The 20,955-nt window shown below is 63.4% G+C and carries 22 protein-coding genes and 2 pseudogenes; 10 read left to right on the top strand and 14 right to left on the bottom strand.

The annotated features are described in order from the left end of the window. Positions 1-52: 52 nt before the first annotated feature. The gene (locus tag ACYG9Z_RS11230; protein WP_023670145.1) at positions 53-247 is read right to left on the bottom strand and encodes a DUF1192 domain-containing protein; all 195 of its coding nucleotides are present in this window, start codon (positions 245-247) and stop codon (positions 53-55) included. A 136-nt stretch (positions 248-383) separates the two neighbouring features. Here ACYG9Z_RS11230 and ACYG9Z_RS11225 point away from each other — a divergent pair, with 136 nt between their 5' ends. From ACYG9Z_RS11225 to ACYG9Z_RS11215, 3 genes are all read left to right on the top strand, one after another. Next, on the top strand, positions 384-1,394 hold the full coding sequence (locus ACYG9Z_RS11225) for an NAD(P)H-quinone oxidoreductase (protein ID WP_032903975.1): 1,011 nt from the start codon (positions 384-386) through the stop codon (positions 1,392-1,394). A 356-nt stretch (positions 1,395-1,750) separates the two neighbouring features. Continuing rightward, entirely contained in the window at positions 1,751-1,891 is a 141-nt protein-coding gene (locus tag ACYG9Z_RS11220; protein WP_023670143.1) for a DUF1127 domain-containing protein, read from the top strand. Positions 1,892-2,217: 326 nt separating this feature from the next. Continuing rightward, positions 2,218-2,910 carry a DUF1013 domain-containing protein gene (locus tag ACYG9Z_RS11215; protein WP_023670142.1) on the top strand — a complete coding sequence of 231 codons (693 nt, stop codon included), beginning with the start codon at positions 2,218-2,220 and terminating at the stop codon, positions 2,908-2,910. A 63-nt stretch (positions 2,911-2,973) separates the two neighbouring features. On the opposite strand, the gene ACYG9Z_RS11210 is transcribed toward ACYG9Z_RS11215, so the two are convergent. From ACYG9Z_RS11210 to ACYG9Z_RS11200, 3 genes are all read right to left on the bottom strand, one after another. Further along, positions 2,974-3,693: a helix-turn-helix transcriptional regulator gene (locus ACYG9Z_RS11210; RefSeq protein WP_023683994.1), complete on the bottom strand. Its 720-nt coding sequence runs from the start codon at positions 3,691-3,693 to the stop codon at positions 2,974-2,976. Positions 3,694-3,819: 126 nt separating this feature from the next. After that, on the bottom strand, positions 3,820-4,230 hold the full coding sequence (locus ACYG9Z_RS11205; RefSeq protein WP_031196067.1) for a hypothetical protein: 411 nt from the start codon (positions 4,228-4,230) through the stop codon (positions 3,820-3,822). 181 nt (positions 4,231-4,411) lie between these two features. Further along, entirely contained in the window at positions 4,412-4,582 is a 171-nt protein-coding gene (locus ACYG9Z_RS11200) for a hypothetical protein (protein ID WP_023670139.1), read from the bottom strand. A 204-nt stretch (positions 4,583-4,786) separates the two neighbouring features. Between ACYG9Z_RS11200 and ACYG9Z_RS11195 the strand changes: the two genes are divergently transcribed. Continuing rightward, entirely contained in the window at positions 4,787-4,948 is a 162-nt protein-coding gene (locus ACYG9Z_RS11195; RefSeq protein WP_023683991.1) for a hypothetical protein, read from the top strand. Between the two features lie 9 nt (positions 4,949-4,957). On the opposite strand, the gene ACYG9Z_RS11190 is transcribed toward ACYG9Z_RS11195, so the two are convergent. From ACYG9Z_RS11190 to tkt, 8 genes and pseudogenes are all read right to left on the bottom strand, one after another. Continuing rightward, positions 4,958-5,278, bottom strand: a complete 321-nt coding sequence (locus tag ACYG9Z_RS11190; RefSeq protein ID WP_155924185.1) for a hypothetical protein — start codon at positions 5,276-5,278, stop codon at positions 4,958-4,960. 25 nt (positions 5,279-5,303) lie between these two features. Continuing rightward, positions 5,304-6,016: pseudogene (locus ACYG9Z_RS11185) on the bottom strand (SGNH/GDSL hydrolase family protein). A gap of 62 nt (positions 6,017-6,078) precedes the next feature. Next, positions 6,079-6,819 carry a DUF899 domain-containing protein gene (locus tag ACYG9Z_RS11180; protein WP_023752897.1) on the bottom strand — a complete coding sequence of 247 codons (741 nt, stop codon included), beginning with the start codon at positions 6,817-6,819 and terminating at the stop codon, positions 6,079-6,081. Positions 6,820-6,993: 174 nt separating this feature from the next. After that, a complete protein-coding gene (locus tag ACYG9Z_RS11175; RefSeq protein ID WP_023748338.1) occupies positions 6,994-8,019 on the bottom strand; it encodes a class I fructose-bisphosphate aldolase in 1,026 nt (341 codons plus the stop codon). Positions 8,020-8,139: 120 nt separating this feature from the next. Then, entirely contained in the window at positions 8,140-9,342 is a 1,203-nt protein-coding gene (locus ACYG9Z_RS11170; RefSeq protein WP_023752898.1) for a phosphoglycerate kinase, read from the bottom strand. 145 nt (positions 9,343-9,487) lie between these two features. After that, positions 9,488-11,374 carry a potassium/proton antiporter gene (locus ACYG9Z_RS11165; RefSeq protein WP_023752899.1) on the bottom strand — a complete coding sequence of 629 codons (1,887 nt, stop codon included), beginning with the start codon at positions 11,372-11,374 and terminating at the stop codon, positions 9,488-9,490. Between the two features lie 205 nt (positions 11,375-11,579). Beyond that, positions 11,580-12,590, bottom strand: coding sequence for a type I glyceraldehyde-3-phosphate dehydrogenase (gene gap, locus ACYG9Z_RS11160; RefSeq protein WP_023683984.1), 1,011 nt, complete (start codon positions 12,588-12,590; stop codon positions 11,580-11,582). 155 nt (positions 12,591-12,745) lie between these two features. Beyond that, on the bottom strand, positions 12,746-14,737 hold the full coding sequence (gene tkt, locus ACYG9Z_RS11155; RefSeq protein ID WP_023752900.1) for a transketolase: 1,992 nt from the start codon (positions 14,735-14,737) through the stop codon (positions 12,746-12,748). 273 nt (positions 14,738-15,010) lie between these two features. Between tkt and ACYG9Z_RS11150 the strand changes: the two genes are divergently transcribed. From ACYG9Z_RS11150 to ACYG9Z_RS11135, 4 genes are all read left to right on the top strand, one after another. Continuing rightward, the gene (locus ACYG9Z_RS11150) at positions 15,011-15,283 is read left to right on the top strand and encodes a DUF4164 domain-containing protein (protein ID WP_023670128.1); all 273 of its coding nucleotides are present in this window, start codon (positions 15,011-15,013) and stop codon (positions 15,281-15,283) included. Between the two features lie 12 nt (positions 15,284-15,295). Next, the gene (locus ACYG9Z_RS11145; protein ID WP_023670127.1) at positions 15,296-15,661 is read left to right on the top strand and encodes a cell division protein ZapA; all 366 of its coding nucleotides are present in this window, start codon (positions 15,296-15,298) and stop codon (positions 15,659-15,661) included. Between the two features lie 190 nt (positions 15,662-15,851). Beyond that, a complete protein-coding gene (locus ACYG9Z_RS11140; protein ID WP_023670126.1) occupies positions 15,852-16,511 on the top strand; it encodes a peroxiredoxin in 660 nt (219 codons plus the stop codon). 145 nt (positions 16,512-16,656) lie between these two features. Beyond that, positions 16,657-17,529, top strand: coding sequence for an MBL fold metallo-hydrolase (locus ACYG9Z_RS11135; RefSeq protein WP_023752901.1), 873 nt, complete (start codon positions 16,657-16,659; stop codon positions 17,527-17,529). A 306-nt stretch (positions 17,530-17,835) separates the two neighbouring features. Here the strand turns inward: ACYG9Z_RS11135 and rpoH are convergent, their stop codons facing one another. After that, a complete protein-coding gene (gene rpoH / locus ACYG9Z_RS11130; protein WP_023670124.1) occupies positions 17,836-18,747 on the bottom strand; it encodes an RNA polymerase sigma factor RpoH in 912 nt (303 codons plus the stop codon). 244 nt (positions 18,748-18,991) lie between these two features. Then, positions 18,992-20,050 carry an RluA family pseudouridine synthase gene (locus ACYG9Z_RS11125; protein ID WP_023752902.1) on the bottom strand — a complete coding sequence of 353 codons (1,059 nt, stop codon included), beginning with the start codon at positions 20,048-20,050 and terminating at the stop codon, positions 18,992-18,994. A 25-nt stretch (positions 20,051-20,075) separates the two neighbouring features. Between ACYG9Z_RS11125 and ACYG9Z_RS11120 the strand changes: the two genes are divergently transcribed. Then, entirely contained in the window at positions 20,076-20,456 is a 381-nt protein-coding gene (locus ACYG9Z_RS11120) for a hypothetical protein (RefSeq protein WP_023752903.1), read from the top strand. Between the two features lie 42 nt (positions 20,457-20,498). Next, positions 20,499-20,864, top strand: a pseudogene (locus ACYG9Z_RS11115) (VOC family protein); the annotation flags it as partial. Between the last annotated feature and the right edge of the window lie 91 nt (positions 20,865-20,955).

Raw genomic sequence — 20,955 nt, 5'->3', positions numbered from 1 at the left:
CGCATTCGGGCTTTTCGGCGGCGGATGCTCAACGCCGAAACTAACGCGAAAACTAGCCGCGGCGAAACAGGGCTTCGGCCGCCGATTTGGTGCTGCCCTTGGTCTGGAGCTCGGCTTCGAGCCGGGCAATCTCCTCGCGCAGGATGCTGATCCGTTCGGTCAGGTCACCGACCGAAAGCAGCGACAGATCCTGTCCGATCTCATGCGGGCGGGCTTTCTTCTTGGGTTCGTCGTCGAAGATCGCCATCGTCGCTCCTCCCTATTCAGTATTGGGGCTGATTTGGCCATTTGCCTGATCCGGCAATCAGCATACATAGGGCAGGGGCGTAGATGCAAACAGCCGGCAAGAAGCTGGCAGCCGGCGGACCGAGACGGGAAATTTCATGGCGAGCGGACATAAAATTCCAGCCACGATGACGGCCATTGCAATCTCGCAACCGGGCGGGCCGCGGGTGCTGAAACCGGAAACGCGCGACGTGCCGGTGCCTGGTCCCGGCGAAATCCTGATCCGGGTGCGTGCGGCCGGCGTCAACCGCCCCGACGTGCAGCAGCGCAAGGGCGCCTATCCGGCGCCGCCCGGCGCTTCCGACCTGCCCGGTCTCGAGGCATCGGGCGAAGTGGCCGTCCTTGGCGACGACATATCGCGCTGGCGCATCGGCGACCGGGTCTGCGCGCTGACGCCGGGGGGCGGTTATGCCGAATATGTAAAGGTTCATGCCGGCAGCGTGCTGCCGCTGCCCGCCGGCTTCACCCACACGGAGGCGGCCGCGGTTCCGGAAAACTATTTCACCGTCTGGCACAATGTGTTCGAGCGCGGCGGCCTGAAAAAGGGTGAGACGCTGCTGGTCCATGGCGGCTCATCGGGCATCGGCACCACGGCGATCCAGCTGGCGTCGGCCTTCGGCGCCTATGTCGTCACCACCGCCGGCAGCAAGGAAAAATGCGACGCCTGCCTGAAACTCGGCGCCGACCGGGCGATCAACTACCGCGAGGAGGATTTCGTCGCGGCGGTCAAGGATGCGACCGGCGGCAAGGGGGCCGACGTCATTCTCGACATGGTCGGCGGCGACTATATCGCGCGCAACTACGAGGCCGCCGCGGTCGAGGGCAGGATCGTCCAGATCGCCGTCCAGGCCGGCGCGGTGGCGAGCGCCGATTTCTCGAAAATCATGGTCAAGCGGCTGACCCACACCGGCTCGACGCTGCGGCCTCGCACGGTCGAGTTCAAGGCGGCGCTCGCCGCCGCACTGGAAGCACAGGTGTGGCCGCTGCTCGGCACCCGGAAGGTAGCGCCGGTGATGGACATGATCTTCCCGCTGACCGACGCCTGGCGGGCGCATGAGCGCATGGAAGAGGGCGAGCATATAGGCAAGATCGTTCTCGACGTCGGCTAGATGGGGCGAGATTTAGGCGAGGCCGGCCTGCGAATGGCGGCTCCCTGCGCTTCCGGCCTTCGCCGGCCGAAGCCCTCATGAGGCGTTGCGGCAGTTAAGGCTACGGCCGGCGTAGGCCGGTGCTTCGTACTGAAGTACGCTTCGCTCCGGTTCTCGGGAGCCGCCATTCTCTGCTCGGCCTGACCTGAACCTCGCGCCATGCTCCGCGCTCAGCCTGTCGGCAAGATGAACACAAGCTTAATGCTGCAATGCAGCATTTGCATTGCGGCTATGCAAAGACGTCTGTTCAATTCGTGGGCAGCACTGCCTATCTAAGCGTCATCGAAACGATTTGATCTAACAACTGGAGGACAACCATGAACCCGATCCGCGCTTTCCGTAACTGGCGTATGTACAACGAAACCGTGCGCGAGCTGAACAAGCTCAACGCCCGTCAGCTCAGCGACCTCGGCATCAGCCGCGGCGACATCGAGAGGATTGCCCGCAAGGCCATCTAATTCGAAGCCTGGTCGGCCGATGAGGCCTGACCACGCGGCAGAAGCAAGAGCCGCCGCAGACGGTATCCCGTCGCCGGTTCCGAGCCCGCTGGACCCTGTCCGGCGGGTTTTGTCGTTTTGGACCCCCTGTACAACTCGGCATCAATGATCGCCGGAGCCGAGGTCCTCCTGGCCTCCCCCGCTGTCCGGTGTCCGACGGCTGCGCCCTGCGCCAAAAACATTGCGAAACGGCAGCGGAGCGGTTATACAGGCCGCGAATTTCCCATTTTGGTGGCTCTAAACCACCGCCCGCGCGGGAACGCGGGCGAACGAGAAGGATTTTTGAAATGGCCAATACGCTGCTGATGCCCAAGGCGACCGCCGTCTGGCTGGTCGACAACACCGCGCTGTCCTTCGAGCAGATCGCGCAGTTCTGCGGGTTGCATCCGCTCGAGGTCAAGGCGATCGCCGACGGCGAATCGGCGCAAGGCATCAAGGGCATGGACCCGATCATGACCGGACAGCTGACCCGCGACGAGATCGCGCGCGCCGAGAAGGATCCGAACCAGCGCCTGAAACTGTCCGACCCCAAGGTGCGGGTGCCGGAATCCAAGCGCAAGGGTCCCCGCTACACGCCGTTGTCGAAGCGCCAGGATCGGCCCAACGCCATCCTGTGGCTGGTCCGCAACCATCCGGAATTGAAGGACGCGCAGATTTCGCGCCTGGTCGGCACGACCAAGTCGACGATCGAACAGATCCGCGAGCGCAAGCACTGGAATTCGGCCAATCTGCAGCCGATGGACCCGGTGACGCTGGGTCTCGCTTCGCAGATCGACCTCGACATGGAAGTCAACCGCGCCTCGCGCGGCCGCGAGCAGGCGCAGCCTGTCGGCGACACGCTGCTGCCGGCTGCCGTGACCGAGCGCCTGGTGCCGGCGCCGGAGAAGCCGAAGGACGAGGATGCCGAACTGGACGCCAACGCCGTGTTCGCCAAGCTCTCGGCGCTCAAGTCCAAGAAGGAAGATGCGGACGACGAGTGAGGTTTGCGACAGTTCAACAAAAAAGCCCGCTTCGAGCGGGCTTTTTAACTGATTGTCGAAATCTCAGCTGCGCGCCGCCCGGTCCGGCGTCATGCCATAATCCTCGCTGCGCTCGACCGCGCGGTAGAAGTCGGCAAGCTGCTTGCCGCGCTCAGGCTTGAAGATGCGGCCGGCGATGACCACCGAGGCGATGCGGTCGATGCGGAAGGCGCGGAAATCGTCGCGCATCTCGCACCAGGCAACCAGCGTCCATACCTTGCCCCAGAACCACAGACCGAGCGGACGGATGTCACGCCCGGTGCCGCGGCCGGCCTCGTCGCGGTAGTCGATGGTCAGCACCTGTCGCTTCTCGACAGCGCGCTCGATCACGTCGATCGCCTCACGCGCGGCGTCGCTCACCACCCACATCGGCGTGTGGATCTCGGTGCGGGCGATGCGGTCCTTCTCGGCGTCGGGCAGGACGGCGCCGATCTTGACCAGCGCCTCGTCGGCCGCACGCGCCATGGCCGCGCCGCCAAAGGCCCGCACCATGCGGGCGCCGGCGACCAGCGCGACGATTTCGTCACGCGTGAACATCAGCGGCGGAAGGTCGAAACCCTCCCTCATCATGTAGCCGACGCCGGCCTCGCCGTCGATCGGCACTCCGGTCGACTGCAAATCGGCGATATCGCGGTAGATGGTCCGCTCGGAAACCTCGAGCCATGTGCCGAGCTTCTGGGCGGTGACCAGCCGGCCGCCACGCAGGTGCTGCACGATCTGAAAGAGCCTGTCGGCACGTCGCATCGTATGGTCCCTCGGCTGCTTGTCTATGAATGACATGGTCCCAAAACCGGTTCCGGGTGACATCCATGTCCTGTTTTATGCTTGTCGTTCTCCCAAAAACCGCTGCGCACTTTTGGGCGACACGCATTATGGTTTAAGTCCTTCGCGCTTGCGCTGCACGGCGACGAATTCCGCGCCGAAGGACAACTTCTTCGTTGTCGGCGTGTTCACGTCGAGCACACGCCAGTACGGCGTGATATCGTTCAGCGTCATGCCGCGTTCGAGATCCTCATTGGCGGCTTCGGCGACGGTTCGCAGATGATAGCCGATGGTAACCGGACATGTCACTTGCGCCCCATGCTCGATGGCGAGCGCGGTGCGCAAGGCGCGTACATCCATCTCGACGCCGTTGGGGATCGTGCGGATGAAATCATCGACCTGACGGGGCGTCGGCACCAGCATCGGCTGGCCCTCGACGACGTCGCCCATTGTGCGTGGCGTCGGCTTCACGCCGTTGACGCCCGGCGTGTTCAGCCTGTCGTTCCAGCTTTTCACCATTCATGTCTCCTGACACGTTTATGGCATGGTGCTCCTGACAGCATTCTGTCAGGAGCCTTCAGCATTGTCCGTAGCAGGCGCCAAAGTTTTTGCGCCAGCCCGAGGGGTCGCTGCCCGGGGGTCCATGTCAATGATCCGGGCGTTGCGGGGTCCGCATCCAAGCATTGTCAGGTAAAACGCCTCAGATCTCGCGAATGCGGCTGTGACCCTCATACATATCCGGCCAGCCAATGTCCTTGCGGATGTCCGCCGGCAAGGAGTTCAGGAAGCGCTGGGTACGGACTTCATTGCGCATCGTGCGGATCTTGCCGACATAGTGCTGTACGCTGTTCAAAATACCAAAGCTGTTCATGACCATCTCCTCTTCTCTGATGGAGACACTATCGCATACCCCTCCTGACAGCAGTCTGTCAGGAGCATGTCAGCTCGTTGAAGAAAGCTGCGAGGTGCTTGGCGGTCGGTTCGGAAACGAGCCTTTTGTCAGGAATGGCCAAGTCGACCGAGACCATGCAAGAACCGCTTTGACAGCCTGTCGCGATGCTGCTCAAAGGCGGGCATGTCGAAACTCCTCGCGCTCGTCATCATCGGCATGATGGCCATTCAGCTGATCAAGCCGCTCGGCTGGCCGGGCCTGAAGCGGCGCGGCGATTTCTGGAAGCTGGCCCTGATCGCCATGGCGGCCATCGCGCTGGCGGGTGCGCTGGGGCACTGGGCATAGCCTTGAGGGTCAGGTCGGGTCCACCGTTCCCATGGCAATCATCCGGATGGCGTTGAGGCTGGGCACGAAGAAGTAATCGCCACCGCGCGTCGTCATGAATTCCGGCAGGTTCGCCGCAATAAAAGGCGTGGCGTTGGCCGGGCCGGCCGGAATGACATGCTTGCTCGATTCGGCGCGGTTGCCGGTCAGCGTGCAGGTGTCGTTGCCGGTTTCGGAATCCAGGCCGTAGCTCGTCCATTGCTGCTGGATGATATTCTGGCTCAGATCCATTGGAAGCAGGCTGCAATCAACAGTATTTGGAAATACCCGCGTCAGTTCTCTGAAGCCCACCAGTCCGAGCTTGTGCCCCCTCAGGTCAATCGGCGAGCACCCATCCGACCAGATGTTCGGCCCAGGCGCGGTAACCGGCTTCCGAGGCATGAAAGCCATCGGAGGCAAAGCCGGCCTCAGGGTTGGTGATCGGCAGCCGTGGCGCCGGCACGGCGCCGCGCTCGAAACAGAGGCGCTCGCCCATGCGGTTCATTGCGGTAGCGCGGATTTCGAGTATCTTGCCGAGCAGCGGCGGCATGGCCGGCGCACGGGTGAATTCCAGCACCGGCGACCAGACGACGCGGGCCTCCGGCCATTTGGCGCGCAGCGCGTAAAGCAGGCCGCCGAACTCTTTCTTGAAGCGCGGCACCGAGTGGAAATTCTTGGTGTCGTTGGTGCCGATGGCCAGCACTATATGCGTCCACCGATCGGCCGACAGATTGGGCAGCACATGGTCGCGGATCTGGCCCGACGTTGCCGAGTTGAAGCCGGCGGCGCGCCAGCGCACGGCAAGCCGGTTCGCTGCGCGATCATGACGGCAAGCTGCGCGGCAAGCCCGTTCTCGGAATTGCCGATGCCGACGGAAGCGGCCGAGGAATCGCCCAGCACCAGCAGCGAGATGGCCGGCGCCTTGCCCGATATTTCGTGCATGACCGGCCCTTGTGCCGGCAGCATGCGGGTGGTGCGGCGGCGCACGCCGAGGCCCTGCCAGACATAGACGGGGTAGGCGAGCCAGGTAAGAAGGGCCGGGAAGCGCATGGCAATACCGTTAGAGGTTAACGGCAGCCTTAGCGCATGTTTGGGCGCAGGTGAACGCGCTTCTAGTCGCAGCAGTTTTCCTTAGCCGCCTGCTTTTCCTGATATTCGTCATGCAGCCGCACCCAGTCCATCAGGCTTTGATAAGGGCCATTTTCGCCGCGGCCCTTCGGCGTCATATCGAGATAGTCATAGGTGCCGATCTGCGCCTCGCCGCCGCGGGCGCGCGACATAAAGGTGAGAAAGATGTCGCCGTTCTCGTCCTTGTAGAAAACACTGGTGCCGGGAAGGTCCTTTGACGTGCGCGGACGCGTCTCGAAATTGTAGGTGGTGTCGCCGGCCGCGATCTGCTTGTCGGTGAAGGAGACCTGCATGTCGAAGTTGAAATCCGAGGCGTAGGACGACACCCAGTCGAATTTCCAGCCCATACGCTGCTTGTAAGGCAGCAGTTCCGCCAGCGGCGCGCGCGCAACCACCACCAGCGACACGTCGTGGCGCCTGAGATGCTGATCGGCGCCGTCTATATGGTCGGCAAGGAAGGAGCAGCCTTCGCAGCGGTGGTTCGATCCTGGCGTCATCATGAAGTGGTAGACGATCAGTTGGCTGTTGGCGCCGAACAGTCCGGCCAGGTTCTTCGGACCCTGCTCGGTCTCGAAGACATAGTCCTTGCGGATTTTCATCCAGGGCAGTTCACGCCGCTCGGCGGCGATGCGCTCACGCAACCGTGTCAATTCCTTCTCGCGCGCCAGATGCGCCTTGTGCGCCTCAAACCAGTCTTCACGCGAAACCACCTTCTTGCGAGTCATGAAGTTCTCCCTGTCTGTTCACCCAAGGACGTTCGGGGTGGGCAGAAACCGACATCGCCGTCAGCTTTTGCCGAAAAGGAGATAAGGATGGGCGAACTCCGTCCCAAGCCCGCCTTGTCATAAACAAAACCCGGGCGCATCGGCCCGGGTTGTATGACAACGGGAGGACTGCGCTCAGGCGGCCTGTTCGAGGCTCGCCGTCCATTGTCCCAGCGCCGCCAGATGGTTCATGTGGGCACGATGGGTGAAGGCGGCCTGGCCGGCGGCGACGTTCGATGCCTTGCCGCTCCAGGCCTTTTGCGGGGCGGCCTGCAAGGCGCGGCCATAGGAGAAGGTCAGCTTCCACGGATGCGGGCCGATGGCGTTGATGGCGTTGAGGTTGGCGGTAGCCTCCTCGTCCGACTGCCCGCCCGAAAGGAAGGCGATGCCCGGCACCGCTGCCGGTACGGTTTCGCGGAACAGTTTTATGGTCTTTTCCGCGACCTCTTCGGGGCTGCTCACCTTGCCCGACTTCCTGCCGGCCAGCACCATGTTCGGCTTCAGGATGGTGCCTTCCAGCACAACGCGCGCCGCATGCAGCTCGTCATAGAGCTTGATCAGCGTTGCCTTCGAGATGTCGTAGCAGGTGGCAATGTCGTGCGCGCCGTCCATCAGCACTTCCGGTTCGACGATCGGCACGATGCCGGCCTCCTGGCACAGTGCGGCATAGCGGGCCAGCGCATGGGCATTGGAGGCAATCGAATTGGCCGAGGGCACGCCCTTGCCGGTGTCGATGTCGATCACCGCGCGCCATTTGGCAAAGCGGGCGCCGAGCTTGTAATAATCCGCGAGCCGCTCGCGCAAGCCGTCGAGGCCTTCGGTAACGGTATCGCCGGGAAAGCCGGCGAGTGGCTTGGCGCCGGCATCGACCTTGATGCCGGGAATGGCGCCCGCCGCCTTGATGATGTCGACCAGAGGCGTGCCGTCGGCAGCCTTCTGACGGATGGTCTCGTCGTAGAGAATGACGCCGGAGATGTACTTCGTCATTGCGTCCTTGGCGCGGAACATCATCTCGCGGTAGTCGCGGCGGCTATCGGCGGTCGATTCGACGCCGATAACGTCGAAGCGCTTCTTGATGGTGCCGGAGCTCTCATCGGCGGCCAGCAGGCCCTTGCCGCCGGCCACCATCGCGGCGGCAATGTCTTCGAGACGTTCGCTCATTTTTCTTCTCCTAAGGGGGTACGTTCCGCGCGTAACGGAAGTCTACCGCCAAAGGAATGGGATCGGAAAGCTCGAATCGATTGAAAGTTCCTGGCGTCCGTTTTTGCGCCCCCGATCCGGTCAGGCTTGTTTCTTCAGCACGTCGACGCCGGGCAGCGGCTTGCCTTCCATCCATTCGAGGAAAGCGCCGCCGGCGGTCGAGACATAGGTGAAGTCGTCGGCGACGCCGGCATGGTTGAGGGCGGCCACCGTATCGCCGCCACCGGCGACCGAGACCAGCTTGCCGGCCCTGGTGCGGGCCGCCGCGTGCCTGGCCGCCGCCACCGTGGCGTGGTCGAAAGGCTCGATCTCGAAGGCGCCGAGCGGGCCGTTCCAGACCAGCGTCGCGGCGCGGTCGATCCATTCACCGATCGTCTTCACGGTCTTTTCGCCGACATCGAGGATCATGCCGTCAGCCGGGACATCCGAAATGGCAACGGTCTCGCTGGCCGCACCCGCCTTGAATTCCTTGGCGACGACACCGTCGACAGGCAGGATGATGGCGCAGCCGGCCTCGGCGGCCTCGATCATGATCTGCTTGGCGGTCGCGGCAAGGTCATGCTCGCACAGCGACTTGCCGACAGCGGTGCCACGCGCGGCGAGAAAAGTGTTGGCCATGCCGCCGCCGATCACCAGCGCGTCGACCTTCTTCACCAGGTTCATCAACAGGTCGATCTTGGTCGACACCTTGGCGCCGCCGACAATGGCGACGACAGGGCGGACCGGATTGCCGAGCCCCTTCTCCAGCGCCTCGAGCTCGGCCTGCATGGTGCGGCCGGCATAGGACGGCAACAGCCGCGCCAGGCCTTCGGTCGAGGAGTGCGCCCGGTGGGCGGCGGAAAAGGCGTCATTGACGAAGATGTCGCCATTGGCGGCGAGCCGCTCTGTGAAATCAGGATCGTTCTTCTCCTCGGTCTTGTGGAAGCGGGTGTTTTCCAGCAGCAGCACATCGCCCTTGTTCATGGCGGCGACCGCACTGCCCGCCGTGTCGCCGACGCAATCGCTGGCAAAGCCGACCGGGCGGCCAAGCACCTCCGCGGTAGCCTTGGCGATCGGCCTCAGCGAGAATTCGGGCGAGGGACCATCCTTCGGGCGGCCGAAATGCGCGAGCAGGATGACCTTGGCGCCCTTGCCGGACAGTTCGGCGATGGTCGGTGCGATGCGTTCGATTCGGGTGGCGTCGGTGACCTTGCCATCGGCGACGGGAACGTTGAGGTCGACGCGCACCAGCACGCGCTTGCCGCTGATATTGCCGATATCGTCGAGTGTCTTGAAGGCGGCCATGCGGGTTCCTTTCCGTGGAAAATCGCCGGGACCATACCTCGCATCGATGACGATGCAAGGCTTGAGCCGGGGTGCGAGCTAAATTTTGAGATCAAGGCGAAGGCTGTCGTGATGATGCGGGACGTCAGCGTGAACCGATCGCTTGTCAGCCTTCGGTCGTTATCTTTTCCGCCGTCGGCTCAAGGGCCTTCTCATTGGCTATCGCCTCTGCAGTCTGCGTCTCGGTCGGCTTGCGCCAGTTGCGGATGAAGGCGGAGACACGATCGCCGATCTCGCCGGCGCTCAGGAACACCGGAACCCGCGCCACCGGCGCGGTCGGCTCGAAGGAGAGGCCGAGACCGGTGATCTTGCCCTTGTCGTCGACGTCGCGGACGATCAATTCGATCGGGCCGATCAGCACCCGGTCGGCATATTCGGCATGGCCGCCAAGCCTTGCCGTCACCAGCGCGCCGACGGTGAGCTTCTGCTCGGCTTCGCTCAATCCCGGTGTGTATGCGGCCTCGAGCTCTGCGGCCGAGCGGGCGGGATCGACGGCGAAGGCGCCGAAGAAGTCGGCATCCTCGGGGTCGACTACGGCGCGGCTGGCAAACAGCTTGTCAAGCAGGCGCGGATAGCGGTCGGGCACGAAGATGTAGACCTGGTCGCCGGCCGCGAGCCGGCCCATGTCCTGGAAACGCATCGAGCGGCCATCGCGCAGCACCAGCGAGGGCCGTGCCCAGCGCGGGATGCGCTCGCCGCGCGCCACCGGGCTGCCGGGCGCGACGCGGTAGGCGAGCAGTTCGTGGTGGGCGGAGCCCGGCAGTTCGAGTTCGACCTTGTCGAGCGGCCCAAGCCTCGCCGGCACGATCAGGCCGAGCCGGCGCGCCAGCGGACCGACCGACCAGCCCTGCACCACCAGCGATACCAGAACGATGATGAAGGCGACGTTGAAGATGGTGCGGCCGTTCTCCAGTCCGCCGAGCAGCGGGGTGATGGCAAGCAGGATGGACACGGCGCCGCGCAGGCCGACCCAGGAGACGAAGGCGATCTCGGGACGTGGCAGGCGGAACGGGATAAGGCAGAGCCAGACGGCGACCGGGCGCGCGACAAACATCAGGAACAGGCCGAGCAGCACCGCCGGCACCATGATCGCCGGAAACTGCGAGGGCGTCGCGAACAGGCCGAGGATCAGGAACATGATGATCTGTGCCAGCCACGACATGCCGTCCTGGAAGCGCTTCAGGATGGTGACGGCGCGGATGTCGGAGTTGCCGGCAATCAGCCCGGCGAGATAGACCGCCAGGAAGCCCGAGCCGCCAATGGCGCCGGCGGCGGCGAACACCATCAGCGACAGGGTCAGCACGAAGATCGGCAGCAAGCCATGGTCGAGGTTGAGCCGGTCGACGAGGCGCACGATGCCGAGCCCGCCAAGCACGCCGACGACGGCGCCGAGCCCCATATTGAGCAGGAAGCCGAGGATCAGGTCGGTGACCAGCACATGGGTCTCCGGATTGGCGTGGGCAGCGATGATCTCGACCAGCGTGATGGTCAGGAAGATGGCGATCGGGTCGTTGGTGCCGGATTCGACTTCCAGTGTCGCGCGCACGCGCTCGCGCAGATTGATCTCGCCGGCGCGCAGCAGGAAGAACACCGCAGCCGCGTCGGTCGAGGCGACGGCAGCTCCCAGCAGGAACGATTCCAGCCAGCTGAGGTCGAGCAGGTAATAGGCGGCTGCGCCGAACAGGCCAGTGGTCAGGATTACGCCGAAAGTTGCCAGCGACAGCGCCGGCCCGGCCGCCTGGCGCAGCGCGTTGAGCGGCGTGCCGAAACCGGAATCGAACAGGATGACCGCCAAGGCCAGTGAGCCGGCAAAGTAGGCCACCCGCGCATTGTCGAATTCGATACCGAGACCATCGACGCCGCTGGCCAGGCCGATGCAAAGGAACAAGAGCAGAAGGGGGGCGCCGAAGCGAAAGGCGATCAGGCTCGAGAACGCTGCGGCGACGACTAGCGCTGTGCCGACCAGCGTGACGAGATAGATCGCATGCTCCATCCGTGATTTGCCCCTCGAATTCCTCTTTCTACCGATTCACGGGAGAGTGGGGCGAAGGCATGGCCGGTGCAAGGCGCAAGGATGGCTTTTTGCCTTATGCCGCTGATTTTCCGCGTTTGCCGGCTCGGCGCGCCTTGCCCGGCGCGCTGACGAAAAACGCCCGGGCAAAGCCGGGCGTTCGAAGCTGCGAGACGATGCCTTCAGGTCAGGCGATGGTCTTGCCGAAGGCGACCGAGGTGTCGGCCATGCGGTTGGAGAAGCCCCACTCATTGTCGTACCAGGACAGCACCGAGACGAAGTTGCCGTCCATGACCTTGGTCTGGTCGAGCGCCAGGATCGACGAGCGCGGATCGTGGTTGAAGTCGATCGACACATTCGGATGATGGGTGACGCCGAGAATGCCCTTGAGCTTGCCGTTGGAGGCGGCGATCACGGCTTCGTTGATCTCCTGCACGGTGGTGGCGCGCTTGGCGATGAACTTGAAGTCGACAACCGAGACGTTGGGGGTCGGCACGCGGATCGAGATGCCGTCGAGCTTGCCCTTGAGGTCGGGCAGCACCAGGCCGATCGCCTTGGCCGCACCGGTCGAGGTCGGGATCTGCGACAGGGCAGCCGCGCGGCCGCGGTAGAGATCCTTGTGCATGGTGTCCAGCGTCGGCTGGTCGCCGGTGTAGGAGTGGATCGTCGTCATCATGCCCTTTTCGATGCCGACTGTCTCGTGCAGCACTGCGGCCAGCGGCGCCAGGCAGTTGGTGGTGCAGGACGCATTCGAAATGACGATGTGGTCCTTGGTCAGCTTGTCGTGGTTGATGCCGTAGACGACGGTGAGGTCGGCACCTTCGGCAGGCGCGGAGACGACGACGCGCTTGGCGCCAGCAGTCAAATGCGCGGCAGCCTTGTCGCGGGCGGTGAAGATGCCGGTGCATTCGAGCGCGATGTCGATGCCGAGTTCCTTCCACGGCAGTTGCGCCGGGTCCTTGATCGCGGTGACCTTGAAGGTCTCCTTGCCGACGGTGATCTGGTCGCCCGAGACCGACACTTCATGCGGGAAGCGGCCGTGCACGCTGTCATAGCGCAGCAGATGCGCGTTGGTCTCGACCGGGCCGAGGTCGTTGACGGCGACGACGTCGATGTCCTTGCGGCCGGATTCATGGATGGCGCGCAGGATGTTGCGGCCGATGCGGCCAAATCCGTTGATGGCAACTCTGACGGTCATTTTACTCTCCCTGGGAGCTGGAGGCGGCAGATGGGTCCGCAGCTTCATAGCGGCGGATGGCACAAGAATCCAGCCGCAGAAGGCCGAATTTAAATCGATTAGGTTGGTCCAGCCCCGCGAATCCGCCTCGGAGGTGCGCGGGACTGACCCTGATCTTACTTGCCGTGCAGGTGGGCTTCCGCTGCCTTGGCCGCGGCTTCGGCGGTGATGCCGAAATGCGGGTAGAGCTGCTCGATGGTGCCGGAAGCGCCGAAGCCCGTCATGCCGATGAAGATGCCGTCGGAGCCGATCAGGTGATCCCAGCCCTGGCGGATGCCGGCCTCGATCGCCATCTTGATCGGCGCGTTGCCGATCGTCTCCTTGCGATAGGCGTCGCTCTGCTGGTCGAACAGTTCGAAGCAAGGCACCGAGACGACGCGGGTCGGGTGACCGTGCTTTTCCAGGAGGTCTCGGGCGCCGAGAGCGATCTCGACCTCGGAGCCGGTGGCGAAGATCGTCACCGCCGCTTCGCCGCTCGCCGCGGCCAGCTCATAGGCGCCCTGGCTCGAGAGGTTCCTGGCCGAGTGCTCGGTGCGCACCGTCGGCAGGTTCTGGCGGGTCAGCGCCAGGGTGGACGGGGTCTTTTCCGATTCAATGGCGATCTGCCAGCATTCGGCGGTTTCCACGGCGTCGGCCGGGCGGAAGACATTGTGGTTGGGGATGGCGCGGAGCGCCGCCAGGTGCTCGACCGGCTGGTGGGTCGGGCCGTCTTCGCCCAAACCGATCGAATCATGGGTCATGACGAAGATCGAGCGGATGCCCATCAGCGACGCCAGCCGCATCGACGGACGGGCATAGTCGGAGAAGCACATGAAGGTGCCACCATAGGCGATGAGGCCGCCATGCAGCGTCAGGCCGTTGAGGGCGGCCGCCATGCCATGCTCGCGGATGCCGTAGTGGACATAGCGCTGGCCGTAATCGTCCGGCGTGATGTTCTTGGTCTGGCTGGTCTTGGTGTTGTTGGAGCCGGTGAGGTCGGCAGAGCCGCCGATGGTTTCCGGCACCGCGCCATTGATGACTTCCAGCGCCATTTCCGACGATTTGCGGGTGGCGACCTTCGGCTTGTCGGCCGACAGCTTCTTCTTGTAGTCGGCAATGACGGCATCGAAATTCGACGGCAACTTGCCGGCGAGGCGGCGCTCGAACTCGGCCTTCAACTCAGGCTTGGCCTTGGCCAGGCGGCCTTCCCAGTCGGTGCGCGGCTTGACGCCGGCCTTGCCGGCGGTGCGCCAGGCGTCGAGAATGTCGGCCGGAATTTCGAAGGGCGGCGAGTCCCAGTTGAAGAATTTCCGCGCGCCGGCGATCTCGTCGGCGCCGAGCGGCGAACCGTGCGCCTTGTTGGTGCCGGCCTTGGTCGGGGCGCCGAAGCCGATGGTCGTCTTGCAGGCGATCATCGTCGGCTTGTCGGAATGGCGGGCGGCTTCGATGGCGTAGGCGATCGCCTCGGGGTCGGTGCCGTCAATGTGGCTGGCGTTCCAGCCCGAGGCCTGGAAGCGGGCGACCTGGTCGGTGTTGTCTGCAAGCGAAACCGGACCGTCGATCGAGATGTTGTTGTTGTCCCAGAAGACGATCAGCTTGTTGAGCTTGAGGTGGCCGGCCAGCGCGATGGCTTCCTGGGAAACACCTTCCATCAGGCAGCCGTCGCCGGCCAGCACATAGGTGTAGTGGTCGACGAGGTCGTTGCCGAAGGCGGCGTTCATGATGCGCTCGCCGAGCGCGAAGCCGACCGAATTGGCGAGACCCTGGCCGAGCGGGCCGGTCGTCGTCTCGATGCCGGTGGCATGGCCGTATTCGGGATGGCCGGCAGTCTTGGAACCCAGCTGGCGGAAATGCTTGATCTGGTCGAGGGTCATGTCCTCGTAACCGGTCAGATGCAGCAGTGAGTAGAGCAGCATAGAACCATGGCCGGCCGACAGGATGAAGCGGTCTCGGTCCGGCCAATGGGGGTTCTTCGGATCATATTTCAGAAAGCGGGTGAACAGCACTGTGGCGATGTCGGCGCAGCCCATGGGCAGGCCGGGATGGCCGGACTGGGACTTCTCGACGGCGTCCATGGAGAGAAAACGGATCGCATTGGCCATCCGGTCATGTTGTTCACGCGACGTCATGGTACCTCCGGGGTGGGGATTTGTGGGCTTGGCAGAGCCCAGGAAAGAGTGCGCGACACATAGCAGCCAGGGGCTTTTAGTCAACAAATCGGCTGCACATTTGCCGGTCTTGTGATGGCTTTGAGACCTTATGGGGCGACCTACATTAGCGTTAGCGGGGGACAGTCGCGAGAGCTTTGTTGACGTTGCCTTCACCCGGTGCCTAATGTTTCCTTGTTAACGCGTTCTGAACGCGAAGCGATTCGGTGATGGGCAGGGCACAGGACGAAGGCCATGACCGGCGAAACCACACTCAAGGAAGTCATCCACAGGCTGGGCAAGGCCATCGAGGGGCTGGAAAACGCCGTCGCGGCCAAGCTCGAGCACGAGCGCGACTATTCCGAAGCCGAGGCTGAGGTGCAGCGCATGAACGCCGACCGTTCACGGCTGGCGCAGGAACTCGACAATTCCGAAGCCCGCGCCGAACGGCTGGAAGATGCCAACAAGGAAGTGTCGCGCCGACTGGTGACCGCCATGGAAACCATCCGCGCGGTGCTGGACAGGTAGGAGCTGCAGACCATGGCACAGGTCACGGTTTCCATCGACGGCAAGCAGTATCGCATGGCTTGCGACGAGGGTCAGGAAGAGCACCTGATCGACCTCGCCGAGCGGTTCGACCGTTATGTCTCGCATCTGAAGGATTCGTTCGGCGAGATCGGCGACCAGCGGCTGACGGTGATGGCCGGCATCATGGTGATGGACGAGCTTTCGGAGCTGCAGAAGCGGGTCAAGGGCATGGAGACCGAAGTGCAGACGCTGCGCAAGACGCGCGACGAAGCGCTGACCAAGGCCGACAAGAACGACACCGTGCTGACCAGCGCGCTCGGCGCGCTCGCCCAGCGCATGGAAGACCTGGCCACGTCGCTGGCGGTCAACAAGGCCTGAGCCTTTCCCGCACAAACGAAAGATTGTCGGCCCAACGTCGGTCCGTAGAACGAAAGTGCTCGTTCCGTCGCCAATAATAGTTTCCTATTGTCCTGCAGCCGCGATTTTTGCGCTAAGATGCGGGAATGCCGGAGCGTTGACGCCGTCCACGGCCGCTCCTGACGAAATCTGTTGCTGGGGAAATAATGCCATGAGCCTTCGTATCAACGACATCGCGCCTGACTTCACCGCCGAGACCACGCAAGGGCCGATCAAGTTTCATGACTGGATCGGCGACGGCTGGGCGATCCTGTTCAGCCATCCGAAGAATTTCACCCCGGTCTGCACCACCGAGCTGGGCACGATGGCGGGGCTCGAAGGCGAGTTCAAGAAGCGCAACGTCAAGGTCATCGGCATTTCCGTCGATCCCGTTGCGAGCCACGACAAGTGGCAGGCCGACATCAAGACGGCGACCGGCCAGACGGTGAACTACCCGCTGATCGGCGACAAGGACCTCAAGGTGGCCAAGCTTTATGACATGCTGCCGGCGGGCGCCGGCGAGACGTCGGAAGGCCGCACGCCGGCCGACAACGCCACGGTGCGCTCGGTCTATGTCATCGGGCCGGACAAGAAGATCAAGCTGGTGCTGACTTACCCAATGACGACGGGCCGCAACTTCGACGAGATCCTGCGCGCGGTCGATTCCATGCAGCTGACGGCCAAGCACCAGGTGGCGACGCCGGCCAACTGGAAGCAGGGCGAGGATGTGATCATCACCGCCGCGGTTTCGAACGAAGATGCGGTCAAGCGTTTTGGCGCTTTCGAGACGATCCTGCCCTATCTCAGGAAGACCAAGCAGCCGTCAGCCTAGGTTTTCTCCGTCGGAGCTATTTGGGGCTTCAGTCCTATTTGTGGCAAGGCGTGCTTGACCGGCGCGCTTTGCCAGATGACCATGCTCTTGTTCAACCCGACGGAGAAAACGGTTCCTGTCGGGCAAGGGGCAGGGGGGCCGGACATTGGACATCGCTTCGGCCAAACCTGAGGTCGCCGGCTTCTACGACAAGCCGACCGGCGCCATCCAGTATGTCGTCACCGACCCGGTGACGAGACGCTGCGCTATCATCGACCCGATCCTCGATTTCGACGAAAAATCCGGCGCGACGGCGACGAAGAATGCCGACGCCTTGCTGCATTTCGTCCGGGCAAACGGGCTGGAGCTCGAGTGGATCCTGGACACCCATCCGCATGCCGATCATTTCTCGGCGGCGCACTATCTCCGGGAAAAGACCGGCGCGCCGACGGCGATCGGCGACAGGATCATCGAAGTCCAGGCGCTGTGGAAGGCGATCTACAACTGGCCGGATTTCCCCGCAGACGGCTCGCAGTGGGACCGGCTGTTTGGGGAAGGCGAAACGTTCATGATCGGCAACCTGCCGGTCAAGGTGCTGTTCTCGCCCGGCCACACGCTCGCCTCGATCACCTATGTCATCGGCGACGCCGCCTTCGTCCACGACACGCTGTTCATGCCCGACAGCGGCTCGGCAAGGACGGACTTTCCCGGCGGCAGTGCCGCGCGGCTGTGGCATTCGATTGAGGGCATTCTGGCGCTGCCGGACGATACGCGCGTGTTCGTCGGCCACGACTATCAGGCCGGCGGCCGCGAGCCGTGCTGGGAGAGCACGGTCGCCGAGCAGAGGGCAAAGAACATCCACCTCGTTGCGGCGCGCAGCGAAGCCGAGTTCGTCGACTTGCGCGAAGCGCGCGACAAGACACTGCCGATGCCGCGGCTGATCCTGCATGCGCTGCAGGTCAACATGAATGGTGGACGGCTGCCGGAACCGGAGGCCAATGGAAGGCGGTATCTGAAGTTTCCGCTTGATGGGCTTTGAGAGGGCAGTTGGCGAAGCTGCCGATCTCCCCCCTTGCGGGGAGATGCCCGGCAGGGCAGAGGGGGGTGCTGTCCCGCTGACCTGTCAGTCGGGTAGCTGTGCCGTCAATTCCGATAGGGTAGCCAAAACCGAAGTTGGCGATCCTTCACACCCCCCTCTGTCCTGCCGGACATCTCCCCCGCAAGGGGGGAGATTGGATGTCAAGAATGCTTTCGCCAATCGCCAGCGTAAGCGTAAGCGTAAGACATAAAAAAAGGCGGCGCCAGTTTCCTGGCGCCGCTTTTTGTTTCGTAACCGAACCCAGCTTTACGCCGCGGGCTGCGCCTCGATCGTGCGCAGCGCCTGCATCTGGCGCTTGGCGGCGGCCTTGACCGCGTCCTGCACCTTCTCGAAGGCGCGCACCTCGATCTGGCGCACGCGCTCGCGGCTGATGTCGAACTCGGACGACAGCTCTTCCAGCGTCAGTGGCTCCTCGGCGAGGCGGCGGGCCTCGAAGATGCGCCGCTCACGATCGTTGAGCACGGCCAGAGCGCCCGACAGCATGCCGCGGCGGTTTTCCAGCTCGTCCTGCTCGATCAGCATGTCTTCCTGGCTTTCGTGATCATCGACCAGCCAGTCCTGCCATTCGCCGGATTCACCTTCGCTGGCGCGGATCGGCGCGTTCAGCGACGCGTCGCCCGACAGGCGGCGGTTCATCGACACGACTTCGGCTTCCGACACGTTCAGCCTGGTGGCGATCTCGGTGATCTGGTCGGGCTTGAGGTCGCCATCGTCCAGCGCCTGGATCTTGCCCTTCACCTTGCGCAGGTTAAAGAACAGGCGCTTCTGATTGGCGGTCGTGCCCATCTTGACCAGGCTCCACGAGCGCAGGATGTACTCCTGGATCGAGGCCTTGATCCACCACATGGCGTAGGTCGCGAGGCGGAAGCCACGCTCGGGTTCGAATTTCTTGACGGCCTGCATCAGGCCGACATTGCCTTCCGAGATCACTTCGCCGATCGGCAGGCCGTAGCCGCGATAGCCCATGGCGATCTTGGCAACGAGCCGAAGGTGGCTGGTGACGAGCTTGTGCGCAGCGCTGGTGTCTTCATGCTCGGCGTAGCGCTTGGCGAGCATGTACTCTTCCTGCGGCTGAAGCATGGGAAAGCGGCGGATTTCTTCCAGGTAGCGGCTGAGGCCGCCTTCGCCGGAAACAATACTGGGTAGTGACTGGGCCATGATTGCGCCCCCTCTCTATTGGAGTGATGCCCCCGAAACGCGGCGGGCATGTGACGCGAGCACCAAAAGGCTCGCCCGCGGCAACTGATTTATATAGGAACAAAACCAGAAAAGACAGGCATTTGTTCAACACGAAACAGTGTGTTACGCTGAAGTGAACAATGCCGCTCAGGTTTTAGCTGGCTTGTTTAGACGCAATTCCGGACGGAAAACCGTTTCACACTTTTCCTGGAATTGCTCGGGTTCAGAGTTTGCGGAAGCCGCCGACGAGTTCCTCCATGTCCCCCGGTATCGGCGCCTCGAACCTCATCGATAAATGGGTAGCCGGGTGCCGAAATGCAAGAAGCCAGGCATGCAAAGCTTGCCTGGAAAATGCCTTGACCTGACCCTTCAGCAGTTCGGGCAGCCGGTTGGCCTTGGTGCGGAAGGCCTGGCCGTAATCGGGGTCACCGATGACGGGATGGCCGATATGGGCCATGTGAACGCGGATCTGGTGGGTGCGGCCGGTTTCCAGCCGGCATTCGACCAGGCTGGCGGTGGCGAACGACTGCTGGCCCTCGCCGAAACGCTCCTTGACGGTGAAATGGGTCACGGCGCGGCGGGCATCGTCACGGCCTTCCGGCACGACGGCGCGGCGCACGCGGTCGGCGGCACGGCCAAGCGGCGCGTCGACCGTTCCGGTCGGCCGTGGAGGGATGCCCCAAACCAGCGCCAAATAAGCACGTTCGAGGTCGCCGGTGCGGCCGTGGTCGGCAAAGGCCTCCGACAGCGCCTTGTGGGCGCGGTCGGTCTTAGCCACCACCATGACGCCGCTGGTTTCCTTGTCCAGCCGATGGACGATGCCCGGCCGCCTGACGCCGCCAATGCCTGAAAGACTGTCGCCGCAGTGGTGGATCAGGGCATTGACCAGCGTGCCGGTCCAGTTGCCGGCGCCGGGATGGACGACGAGGCCGGCCGGCTTGTTGATGACGATCAGCTCGTCGTCCTCATAAAGCACGTCGAGCGCGATGGCCTCGCCTTGCGGTTCGGCCGGTTCCGGCTCGGGCATGACGACCGATACGCGCTCGCCGGCACTCATCTTGCGCTTGGTCTCGTCGACCGGCTTGCCGTCGATCGAAACGGCACCTTGCCGGATCAGCATCTGCACCCGGCTGCGCGACATGTCAGGCCCGAGGGCGCTCGCCAGCCACTGGTCGAGGCGCTGGCCGGCCGCTTCCGCGCCGGCTTCGAGCACGGTCGGCGCCGCCTCTATGAATTGTCCAGCCTCTATCAATTCAGGGGTCTCTTCGTTATGAGCGCTCATCGAAAAAGTTCCGGAAAGTTCTGCCATGGCCCGGCCCGTTGCCGATGAAGAAGAAAAGCCGCTCGATCCCGAGATCGAAAAGGTGCGCGGCAGGCTCATCCGCTTCATGGCCATCAATCTCGGCCTGCTTTTGCTGGCCCTTATGGTGGTGATCGCGGCCATTGTCTACAAATCGCGCAAGGCGCCGCCCGCGAACCCGCCGCTGGCCGGCGACATCCAGGTGCCGGGTGGCGAGCCGCTGGCAGAAGACATCGTGTTGCCGGTCGGGGCCAGGGTGATCAGCCAGTCGCTGTCGGGAAACCGAATTTCGATCGACGCGGAGCTAGCCGACGGCAGCCGCGCCATCTTCGTCTACGACATGGCCGAGCGCCGCCTCATCGGCCGCTTTGCCATCCGCAACAAATAACTGGCGCAACAACTGGGCCGTAACAAATGACCGGATTTCACGCTCGTCGTCGGCGATTACGACGAGGCGATTGCCTGGTATGTCGGCAAGCTTGGCTTTGTCCTCTGCGACGACACCGATCTCGGTGACGGCAAGCGCTGGGTGACGGTGACGCCGGCGAACGGCCAGGGCGCAAGGCTGCTTCTGGCCGAAGCTGACGGCGAGGCGCAAGAGAAGAGCATCGGCAACCAGACCGGCGGCCGCGTCTTCCTGTTCCTCGAAACCGACGACTTTGCCAGCGACCATGCGGCGATGCTGGCGAAGGGCGTCGACTTTCGCGAAGCGCCACGCCATGAGTCCTATGGCACGGTAGCGGTGTTCGCCGATCTTTACGGCAATCTGTGGGATCTGATCGAGCCGAAACGCTAGGTCCGCAAACCGACATTGCACAGAAGCGGTCCGGCGGTTCGAAGCCCAGTTGCTTTTTCCAAACCGTCAGCCTATATCGCCGGTTCTTGAA

The organism is Mesorhizobium sp. RSR380A, assembly GCF_054719385.1.
Note: the sequence above shows the minus strand (reverse complement) of the source record. Positions and strands in the feature narration are given on the sequence as shown.

Bases quoted from the DNA above. Each gene is read 5' to 3' on its own strand.
- ACYG9Z_RS11145 (WP_023670127.1), top strand. From the start codon at position 15,296: ATGGCACAGGTCACGGTTTCCATCGACGGCAAGCAGTATCGCATGGCT.
- ACYG9Z_RS11175 (WP_023748338.1), bottom strand. From the start codon at position 8,019: ATGAGCGAACGTCTCGAAGACATTGCCGCCGCGATGGTGGCCGGCGGC.
- gap (WP_023683984.1), bottom strand. From the start codon at position 12,590: ATGACCGTCAGAGTTGCCATCAACGGATTTGGCCGCATCGGCCGCAAC.
- ACYG9Z_RS11215 (WP_023670142.1), top strand. From the start codon at position 2,218: ATGGCCAATACGCTGCTGATGCCCAAGGCGACCGCCGTCTGGCTGGTC.
- ACYG9Z_RS11195 (WP_023683991.1), top strand. From the start codon at position 4,787: ATGTCGAAACTCCTCGCGCTCGTCATCATCGGCATGATGGCCATTCAG.
- ACYG9Z_RS11150 (WP_023670128.1), top strand. From the start codon at position 15,011: ATGACCGGCGAAACCACACTCAAGGAAGTCATCCACAGGCTGGGCAAG.
- ACYG9Z_RS11165 (WP_023752899.1), bottom strand. From the start codon at position 11,374: ATGGAGCATGCGATCTATCTCGTCACGCTGGTCGGCACAGCGCTAGTC.
- ACYG9Z_RS11225 (WP_032903975.1), top strand. From the start codon at position 384: ATGGCGAGCGGACATAAAATTCCAGCCACGATGACGGCCATTGCAATC.
- ACYG9Z_RS11180 (WP_023752897.1), bottom strand. From the start codon at position 6,819: ATGACTCGCAAGAAGGTGGTTTCGCGTGAAGACTGGTTTGAGGCGCAC.
- ACYG9Z_RS11205 (WP_031196067.1), bottom strand. From the start codon at position 4,230: ATGGTGAAAAGCTGGAACGACAGGCTGAACACGCCGGGCGTCAACGGC.
- tkt (WP_023752900.1), bottom strand. From the start codon at position 14,737: ATGACGTCGCGTGAACAACATGACCGGATGGCCAATGCGATCCGTTTT.
- ACYG9Z_RS11200 (WP_023670139.1), bottom strand. From the start codon at position 4,582: ATGAACAGCTTTGGTATTTTGAACAGCGTACAGCACTATGTCGGCAAG.
- ACYG9Z_RS11120 (WP_023752903.1), top strand. From the start codon at position 20,076: ATGGCCCGGCCCGTTGCCGATGAAGAAGAAAAGCCGCTCGATCCCGAG.
- rpoH (WP_023670124.1), bottom strand. From the start codon at position 18,747: ATGGCCCAGTCACTACCCAGTATTGTTTCCGGCGAAGGCGGCCTCAGC.
- ACYG9Z_RS11170 (WP_023752898.1), bottom strand. From the start codon at position 9,342: ATGGCCGCCTTCAAGACACTCGACGATATCGGCAATATCAGCGGCAAG.
- ACYG9Z_RS11125 (WP_023752902.1), bottom strand. From the start codon at position 20,050: ATGAGCGCTCATAACGAAGAGACCCCTGAATTGATAGAGGCTGGACAA.
- ACYG9Z_RS11210 (WP_023683994.1), bottom strand. From the start codon at position 3,693: ATGCGACGTGCCGACAGGCTCTTTCAGATCGTGCAGCACCTGCGTGGC.
- ACYG9Z_RS11140 (WP_023670126.1), top strand. From the start codon at position 15,852: ATGAGCCTTCGTATCAACGACATCGCGCCTGACTTCACCGCCGAGACC.
- ACYG9Z_RS11220 (WP_023670143.1), top strand. From the start codon at position 1,751: ATGAACCCGATCCGCGCTTTCCGTAACTGGCGTATGTACAACGAAACC.
- ACYG9Z_RS11230 (WP_023670145.1), bottom strand. From the start codon at position 247: ATGGCGATCTTCGACGACGAACCCAAGAAGAAAGCCCGCCCGCATGAG.